Genomic DNA, 8,184 nt, shown 5'->3' on the forward strand with positions numbered 1-8,184 from the left:
CAGCCGGTGCGCCGCGCCAGTGCCGCGATCGCGCTGAGGGTGCGGTCGCGGCCGGCGCCGTAGACCAGGGTCGGCCGCAACACCGTCGCCGCCGCGCCGCGTTCGGCGGCCACCGCGAACACGATGGCTTCGGCCTCGCGCAGGCGCCGGGCGACGTCGCGTTCGGCGGCGTCCAGCGAGTCGCGCTTGACCTCCAGGCTGGTGGAGCCGAAGGCGACCACGCGCGAAGCGGCGACGGGCGCGCGCCGATACCAGTCGGCGAAAGCGTCCAGCGGCCCGCAACTGAACACCACCTCCGCCGCCACCGGTGGCGCCTGCAGCGCACTGAGTTCACCTGCATGCCAGTGCAGGCCGGGGTGCGCCGCGCGCGCCTGCCGGGAGTAGGCGTGCACCTCCCATCCGTCGGCCAGCAGGCGGCGCAGCAGGCGCTCGCCGATCTGGCCGCTGCCGCCGAACACCAGTGCGATGCGCGGTGGCGCGACGGTCGTCGGAGAAGCGGAGGCAGCGGCGAGCGAATCTGTCATCGGCACAGGATAGTGCGTGCGCCGCCGTTTGCGGCTGGAATCACCCGGCATCCGCACGCTGCACGGCATGCGACGGCCGGTGGAGGCGGACAAGGCGACACGTGGCGCGGACACACGCAGCGGCCAACGATCGCCAAGCGCACCGACGACCTGGTACGGCCGCACGCACCGGCACCCGGATGGAGAGCGACGCGCGACGCGCTGCAGAATGCGCTCACCCACGGCGATGCTTGCGCCACACGCAAAGCGCACGCCGCATGGCGCGCATGGCGTGTGGCGCATCGCCAGCGTTCGATCACCCCCCTCCCGCCCGCACTCGCAAGCGCATCACCTGCGCACCGCTACGCTGTCGGCATGACCGTGCACGCCTTCCGTTCCCGCGCCGGCCACCGCCGTGACGCGCCTGTTACACTCGGGCTCCTGCTCGCGAATCTCGTATTCCCTGCATGATCCCAGCCCTCGACCTCCTGCTGGCCTTGCCGTTTCTGATGGCGGCGGCCGTCGTCGCCCTGCGCCACCGCTCGCGCGCCACCCTGGCCTGGGCCGCGGCGCTGGCGCCGTTGGCGGGCCTGGCGGTGCTCGGCGCGCTGACACCCACCGTGCTCGACGGCGGCATCGTCCGTGCCGACCACGCCTGGCTGCCGCAGATCGGCCTGCAGTTCTCGCTGCGCCTGGACGGGCTGGCCTGGATGTTCGCCGGCCTGGTGCTGGCGATCGGCGCGCTGGTGGTGATGTACGCGCACTATTACCTCAGCGCGCGCGAGAACGCGGCGCGCTTCTACGCCTGCCTGCTGCTGTTCATGGGCGCGATGCTGGGCATGGTGATCGCCGGCAACCTGTTGCTGCTGATGGTGTTCTGGGAACTGACCAGCATCAGTTCGTTCCTGCTGATCGGCTTCTGGTCGCACCGCCAGGACGCGCGCGACGGCGCGCGCATGGCCCTGGTGATCACCGGCGGCGGTGGCCTGGCGCTGCTCGGCGGCGTGCTGCTGCTGGGGCGCATCGTCGGCAGCTACCAGCTCGACGCGGTGCTCGCCGCCGGCGACGTGATCCGCGCCAGCCCGCTGTATCCGTGGGCGCTGGGGCTGATCCTGCTCGGCATCTTCACCAAGAGCGCGCAGTTCCCGTTCCATTTCTGGCTGCCGCACGCGATGGCCGCGCCCACCCCGGTGTCGGCCTATCTGCATTCGGCGACGATGGTGAAGGCCGGCGTGTTCCTGCTGGCGCGGCTGCATCCGGCGCTGGCCGGCAGCGACCTGTTCTTCTACACGGTCAGCGGCATCGGCGCGATCACCCTGCTCACCGGCGCCTGGTTCGCGATCTTCCAGCACGACCTCAAGGGCCTGCTGGCGTATTCGACGATCTCGCACCTGGGCCTGATCACCATGCTGTTCGGGCTGTCCACGCCGATGGCGGTGGTGGCCGGCGTGTTCCACATCCTCAACCACGCGGTGTTCAAGGCCTCGCTGTTCATGGCCGCCGGCATCATCGACCACGAAACCCACACCCGCGACATGCGCCGGCTCGGCAACCTGCGCCGCTGGATGCCGATCACCAGCGCGCTGGCGATCACCGCCTCGCTGTCGATGGCCGGCATCCCGCTGCTCAACGGCTTCCTGTCCAAGGAGATGTTCTTCGCCGAGGCGCTGGGCGCCGACGGCCCGGCGGCGATGCGCGTGTTCACCGCCACCTCGGCGCTGCTGGCCGGCGTGTTCGGCGTGGCCTACAGCCTGCGCTTCGTCTATGAGACCTTCTTCGGCCATGGCCCGCGTCGGCTGGAGACGATGCCGCACGAGCCGCCGCGCTGGATGAAGATTCCGGTAGAGATCCTGGTGCTGGTGTGCGTGGCGGTCGGCATCGTGCCGGCGCTGACCGTGGCGCCGATGCTGCGCGCCGCCGCCGGCGCGATCCTCGGCGATGCCCTGCCCGACTACAGCCTGGCGGTGTGGCACGGCTGGAACGCGCCGCTGGCGATGAGCATCGCCGGCGTGGTCGGCGGCGTGGCGCTGTATTTCGGGCTGCGCCGGTTGACCGCGCTGTACACCGAGGTGCGCCGCTCGCTGGGCAAGCGCGTGTTCCACTGGCACGTGCAGACCCTGTTCGGCGTGGCCGCACGCTCTACCCGCCTGCTCGCCAACGGCCGCCTGCAGCGCAGCCTGCGCTGGCTGGTGCTGGCCGCGGTGGTCGTCGTGGCCGCGCCGCTGCTGCAGGCGCCGCCGCTGTGGCAGCAGTGGCCGGCGCCGCAGGGCATGCCGTTGCTGGGTTGGGGGCTGTGGCTGCTGATCCTCAGTTGCGCGCTGTCCACGCTGTTCCTGTACCGGCAGCGGCTGCTGGCGGTGCTGGTGCTGGGCGGCAGCGGGCTGGGCGTGAGCCTGGTGTTCGTGTTCCTGTCGGCGCCGGACCTGGCGCTGACCCAGTTGCTGGTGGAGATGGTGACCCTGGTGCTGATGCTGCTGGGCATGAACTACCTGCCCAAGGCCTCGCCGCCGGAACCGCGGCGCTGGCGCCGCTGGCGCGATGCGGCCCTGGCGATCGTCGCCGGCGGCGGCATGGCGCTGCTGGCGTATTCGGTGATGACCCGGCCGGCGACGACGATGGCCGGCGAGCTGCTGCAGCGCGCGCTGCCGGAAGCCTACGGCCGCAACGTGGTCAACGTGATCCTGGTGGACTTCCGCGGCTTCGATACCTTCGGCGAGATCACCGTGTTCGGCATCGCCGCGCTGGTGGTGCATGCGCTGCTGCGGCGCGCGCGGATGGCGCCGGAGAAGGTGATGCCGGGGCCGCCGATCAAGCTGCCGGTGCCGGCCGACCTGGCGCAGCTGATGTTCCCGCTGACCCTGACCGTGTCGATCTTCCTGTTCCTGCGCGGCCACAACGCGCCCGGCGGCGGCTTCATCGCCGGGCTGGTGCTGGCGGTGCCGCTGCTGATGCAGTACGTGATCCAGGGCGCGGCCTCGGTGGAGTCGCGCTTCGGCTTCGACTACATCCGCTGCATCGGCCTGGGTCTGCTGCTGGCCACGCTCGGCGGCATGGCCTCGATGCTGTTCGGGGTGCCGTTCCTCACCAGCGGCCATCTGGATCTGCAGTTGCCGCTGATCGGCACGGTCCCGCTGGCCAGCGCGCTGGTCTTCGATACCGGCGTGTATCTGGTGGTGTTCGGCGGCACCATGCTGACGCTGTCGATGATGGGCACGATCAAGCCCTCGCGCACCCGCGATTCGCAGCGCGGGCAGATCGACCCGACGCGGCGTTCGCCCATCACCGGGGAGATGCACTGATGGAACTGGCACTGGCGAGCGCGATCGGCGTGCTGACCGCGGTGGGCGTGTACCTGCTGCTGCGCGCGCGCAGCTTCGACGTGATCCTGGGCATGACCGTGCTGTCCTACGCCACCAACCTGCTGATCTTCGCCGGCGGCCGGCTGGTGCAGGGCAAGGCGCCGGTGCTGCGCGACGGCATCGCCCCGACCCTGGCCGAGCACGCCGATCCGCTGCCGCAGGCGCTGGTGCTGACCGCGATCGTCATCGCCTTCGCGATGACCGCGGTGAGCATCGTGCTGGCGATGCGCAGCCGCGGCGACAACCACAGCGACCACGTCGATGCGCGCCCGGACCCCGACCCCGCCGACGGGGAGGCGCCATGACCCATCTGCTGATCCTGCCGATCCTGATCCCCTTGCTCGGCGCGGCGCTGTCGCTGTTCGCCGAGCACCGCCGCTACGGCCGCAAGGTGCGCCGCGCGGTGGCGTGGACCGCGATGACGGCGCTGGCCGTGGCGGTGCTGGCGCTGTGCGTGCAGGTGAGCGACGGCCAGGTCCATGCCTACCTGCTCGGCGACTGGCCCTCGCGGCTGGGCATCGTGCTGATGGCCGACCGCCTGTCGGCATGGATGCTGGCGACCACCACCCTGCTCGCCGGCGCCTGCCTGCTGCACGCCTGCGCCGGCTGGGACCGGCGCGCGCCGCATTTCCATGCGCTGTTCCAGTTCCAGCTGGTCGGCCTCAACGGCGCGTTCCTGACCGGCGACGTGTTCAACCTGTTCGTGTTCTTCGAGGTGATGCTGATCGCCTCCTACGGCCTGCTGCTCAGCGGCGGGCGTGGCCTGCGCCTGCGCGTGGGCTTCCACTACGTGGTGTTCAACGTCACCTCCTCCACCGTGTTCCTGATCGCGCTGGGCTTGCTGTACGCGCTGCTCGGTTCGTTGAACATGGCCGAGCTGTCGCAGCGCGTGGCGCAGGCACCGCCGCAGAACGTGGCGCTGATCAAGGCCGCGTTCGGCCTGTTGCTGCTGGTGTTCTGCGCCAAGGCCGCGCTGCTGCCGCTGTACCTGTGGCTGCCGGAAACCTATGCGCGCGCGCCGGCGGCGGTGGCGGCGCTGTTCGTGATCATGACCAAGGTCGGCCTGTACGCGGTGCTGCGGGTGAGCACGCTGATCCTCGGCAGCCAGGCGCAGGCGCTGGACGGCTACGGCCGCGACTGGCTGCTGTGGCTGGGCCTGGCGGCGCTGCTGCTGGCCGCGCTGGGGGTGCTGGCGGCGGTGCGCCTGCGGGTGCTGATCGGCTACCTGGTGATCGTGTCGGCGGCGACGCTGTTCGTGGCCTTCGCGCTGGACTCAGCCGGCACGCTCGGTGCCGGGCTGTATTACCTGGCGCACAGCAGCTTCGTCGCCGCGGCGCTGTTCATGATCGCCGACCTGATCCGGCGCCGCCGCGGCGGCGCCAGCGACCGCAAGGAGATCATCGCGCCGCTGCCGGGCAAGACCGTGCCCGGCGTGCTGTTCCTGATCGCGGCGATCTCGGTGGCCGGGCTGCCGCCGCTGTCCGGCTTCCTGGCCAAGGTGGCGATCCTGAGCGCGACGCCGGGCGGGCTGACCGCGCCGGTGTGGGCCGCGGTGCTGCTCAGCAGCCTGATGGTGATCATGGGCCTGACCCGCGGCGGCGTGCGCCTGTTCTGGCGCGTGCCCGGCGACCAGGACACGGCCGAGGACGGCACCATGGAATTGCCGCGCCCGGCGCCGCGCAAGGCGCCGGCGCGGCCGCTGGAAACCGCCGCCACCGTGCTGCTGCTCGGCTACGGCGTGGCGATGACCGTGGCGGCCGGGCCGCTGCTGCGCTACAGCGAGGCCGCCGCCGCACAACTGCTGCACCCGGCCGACTACACCACCCAGCTGCGCGGCACCGCGCCGATCCTGCGGGAGCCCTGACATGTCCGCCCGTCCCTGGTCGCGCCGTCTGTTCCCGTCCTGGCCGCTGAGCCTGACGGTCACCGCGTTCTGGCTGCTGATGAGCGACAGCTTCAGTCTCGGCCAGGTGCTGCTGGGCGCGGTGCTGGGCGTGGCGGTGCCGCTGTTCGCCGCGCGCCTGGACCGCGAGTTCGCGCGCATCGGCTCGCTGCGCCCGGTGCCGAAGATGCTGTGCGTGGCGGCCTGGGACATCGTGCGCTCCAACGTGGTGGTGGCGCTGCAGGTGCTCGGTCCGGAGAAACGCATCCACCCCGGCTTCATCTGGGTACCGCTGGACATCGCCAACATCCACGGCATCGCCGCGCTGACCAGCATGATCACCCTGACCCCGGGCACGGTGTCGGCGGCGCTGTCGGACGACCGCAAGTACCTGCTGGTGCACGTGCTGCACCTGGACGATGCCGAGACGGTGATCCGGCAGATCAAGACGCGCTACGAAGCGCCGCTGATGGAGATCTTCCCATGACCAGCCACATGTTCATCGAGACCACGATCGTCGTGTGCATGCACGTGGTGGCGCTGGCGATGCTGCTGGCGCTGTGGCGGCTGCTGCGCGGGCCGACCGTGCCCGATCGCATCCTGGCGCTGGACACGCTGTCGGTGACCGCGATCGCCGAGCTGATGCTGTTCGGCATGTACCTGGATTCGCCGGTGTATTTCGAGGCGGCGCTGATCATCGCCATGCTCGGCTTCGGCAGCACCGTGGTGCTGAGCAAGTTCGTGCTGCGCCGGGACATCGTCGAATGATCGGCGTGCTGCAGGTCGGGCTGTCGCTGCTGCTGATCGTCGGCTGCTTCTTCATCCTGGTCGGGGCGCTGGGGCTGGTGAAGCTGTCGGACTTCTTCAAGCGCCTGCACGCGCCGACCAAGGCCAGCACCCTGGGCGTGGGCTGCGTGCTGCTGGCCTCGGTCGGCTACCACCTGTTCCTGGGCCAGGACCCACAGCCGCGCGAGTTGCTGATCACCGCATTCCTGTTCATCACCGCGCCGATCAGTGCGCACATGATGGCCAAGGCGGCGCTGTCGCTGATGCTGGAACAGCGCCCGCAGGTGCCGGGCAGCGACCACGCCGAGCAGGAAGGGCTGCCGCCGCCGGAGCAGCCGGAGGAGCGCTGAGCGCGCGGGTCTGCGCAGGAGCGGCTTTTCCGATTCCCGATTCCCCACTCTCGGCACTCACGCCAGCAACGCCAACTCCAGTCCCACCCACGCCAGGAACGCCACCAGCAGCACCGCGCCCTCGCCGCGACTCAACCGCATGTCGCCGCGCAGCATCGGGTACAGCACCACCGCCAGCGCGATCGCTGCCGGCAGTTCCAGACGCACGAACGAGGCCGGCAACGGCAGCGGCCGCAGCGCCGCCATGCCGCCGATCACCACCAGCAGGTTGAACAGGCTCGAGCCCAGCACATGGCCGACCACCATGTCGCCCTGGCCCCGGCGCGCGGCGGCCACCGCGGCGGCGGCTTCCGGCAGCGCGGTGCCGATCGCCACCGGCAGCAGGCCGACCAGCAGCGGCGACAGGCCCCAGGCCGCACCCAGCCGCGGCGCGTGTTCCACCACCAGGTTGGCGCCAGCGTTCAACAGCACGAGGGCGATCAGCAGGCGCAGCAGATTCAGCACCAGCCCGGTGCGGGTCACCGCGTAGCCGGACACGCCAAGCTGGCGCGCGGCCGGTTCATGCCGCGCGCGCAGCAGCAGGAAGGCGACCACGCCGACGAAGGCCAGCAGCAGCGCCACGCCCTCAGCGCGCGAGATCGCGCCATCCAGGCCGAAGCCGATCAGCGCCAGCGTCGCCAGGGTCAGCAGCACCAGCAGTGGCGGCAGCAGGCGCGTGCGCAGCAGCAGCGGCGCCGCCAGCGCGCCAAGCCCCAGGGTCAGGCCGAGATTGGCCAGGTTGCTGCCGATCGCGTTGCCCAACGCCAGGTCCTGCGCGCCGGCGGCGTAGGCGCGCGCGTTGACCGCCAGTTCCGGCAGCGAGGTGCCGAAGGCCACCAGCAGCAAGCCGGCCACGAACGGCGAGGCGCCGCAGCGCTGCGCCAGGCCGGAGGCCGCCTTCACGATCGAGTCCCCGCCCAGCGCCAGGAACGCCAGCCCCAACAGCACCAATCCGATCGCACCGGCCATCGCCGACTCCCTGCCCGCAAGATGCGGCGATTCTATGCGCAGCGCCGATGACGCCGCCGTGGTCATGCCTGCCCGGCCATGGCACGCTGCGGCGGCCAGTCCCGCGCACAACCCGCCGCCACTGCACTGCGTTCATGCCCGACCGTGTCTGCTAGCGCCTGGCGCGCGCCCGACCGCGCCCCTCCCCTCGCCTTCGCCACAGGAGCCGCCCCACATGTCCCGTCCCGATCCCACGCCGCCGCCGCGGCGGCCCTGGCTGGCGCTGGCCGGCATCGCCGCGATCGCCGCGGCACTCA

Annotated in this window: 8 protein-coding genes; 6 read left to right on the forward strand and 2 right to left on the reverse strand. The window is 71.2% G+C overall.

What is annotated here, in order from left to right; genetic code table 11:
* Positions 1-524, reverse strand: a 524-nt coding sequence (locus D588_RS0100690; RefSeq protein WP_043082901.1) for an NAD-dependent epimerase/dehydratase family protein, incomplete at its 3' end; no start/stop codon positions are given.
* Positions 525-970: 446 nt separating this feature from the next.
* On the opposite strand from D588_RS0100690, the gene D588_RS0100695 reads away from it, so the two are divergent.
* Genes D588_RS0100695 through D588_RS0100720 form a run of 6 tightly spaced genes read left to right on the forward strand, consistent with a single transcriptional unit; the run spans position 971 to position 6,880 of the window.
* On the forward strand, positions 971-3,802 hold the full coding sequence (locus D588_RS0100695; RefSeq protein WP_017914616.1) for a monovalent cation/H+ antiporter subunit A: 2,832 nt from the start codon (positions 971-973) through the stop codon (positions 3,800-3,802).
* Entirely contained in the window at positions 3,802-4,167 is a 366-nt protein-coding gene (locus D588_RS0100700; RefSeq protein ID WP_017908199.1) for a Na+/H+ antiporter subunit C, read from the forward strand. The genes D588_RS0100695 and D588_RS0100700 overlap by 1 nt, the downstream gene beginning before the upstream one ends.
* Entirely contained in the window at positions 4,164-5,726 is a 1,563-nt protein-coding gene (locus D588_RS0100705; RefSeq protein ID WP_017914617.1) for a monovalent cation/H+ antiporter subunit D, read from the forward strand. The genes D588_RS0100700 and D588_RS0100705 overlap by 4 nt, the downstream gene beginning before the upstream one ends.
* 1 nt (position 5,727) lies before the next feature.
* Positions 5,728-6,231, forward strand: coding sequence for a Na+/H+ antiporter subunit E (locus tag D588_RS0100710; RefSeq protein WP_010341382.1), 504 nt, complete (start codon positions 5,728-5,730; stop codon positions 6,229-6,231).
* Positions 6,228-6,512, forward strand: coding sequence for a K+/H+ antiporter subunit F (locus tag D588_RS0100715; RefSeq protein WP_017908201.1), 285 nt, complete (start codon positions 6,228-6,230; stop codon positions 6,510-6,512). The genes D588_RS0100710 and D588_RS0100715 overlap by 4 nt, the downstream gene beginning before the upstream one ends.
* Positions 6,509-6,880: a Na+/H+ antiporter subunit G gene (locus D588_RS0100720; protein WP_017908202.1), complete on the forward strand. Its 372-nt coding sequence runs from the start codon at positions 6,509-6,511 to the stop codon at positions 6,878-6,880. Before D588_RS0100715 ends, D588_RS0100720 begins: the two co-directional genes overlap by 4 nt.
* A 57-nt stretch (positions 6,881-6,937) precedes the next feature.
* Here the strand turns inward: D588_RS0100720 and D588_RS0100725 are convergent, their stop codons facing one another.
* Positions 6,938-7,888 carry a calcium/sodium antiporter gene (locus D588_RS0100725; RefSeq protein ID WP_017914618.1) on the reverse strand — a complete coding sequence of 317 codons (951 nt, stop codon included), beginning with the start codon at positions 7,886-7,888 and terminating at the stop codon, positions 6,938-6,940.
* Positions 7,889-8,184: the final 296 nt, after the last annotated feature.

The organism is Xanthomonas sp. SHU 308, from assembly GCF_000364645.1.
In the GTDB taxonomy this organism is placed as follows: Bacteria; Pseudomonadota; Gammaproteobacteria; order Xanthomonadales; family Xanthomonadaceae; genus Xanthomonas_A; species Xanthomonas_A sontii.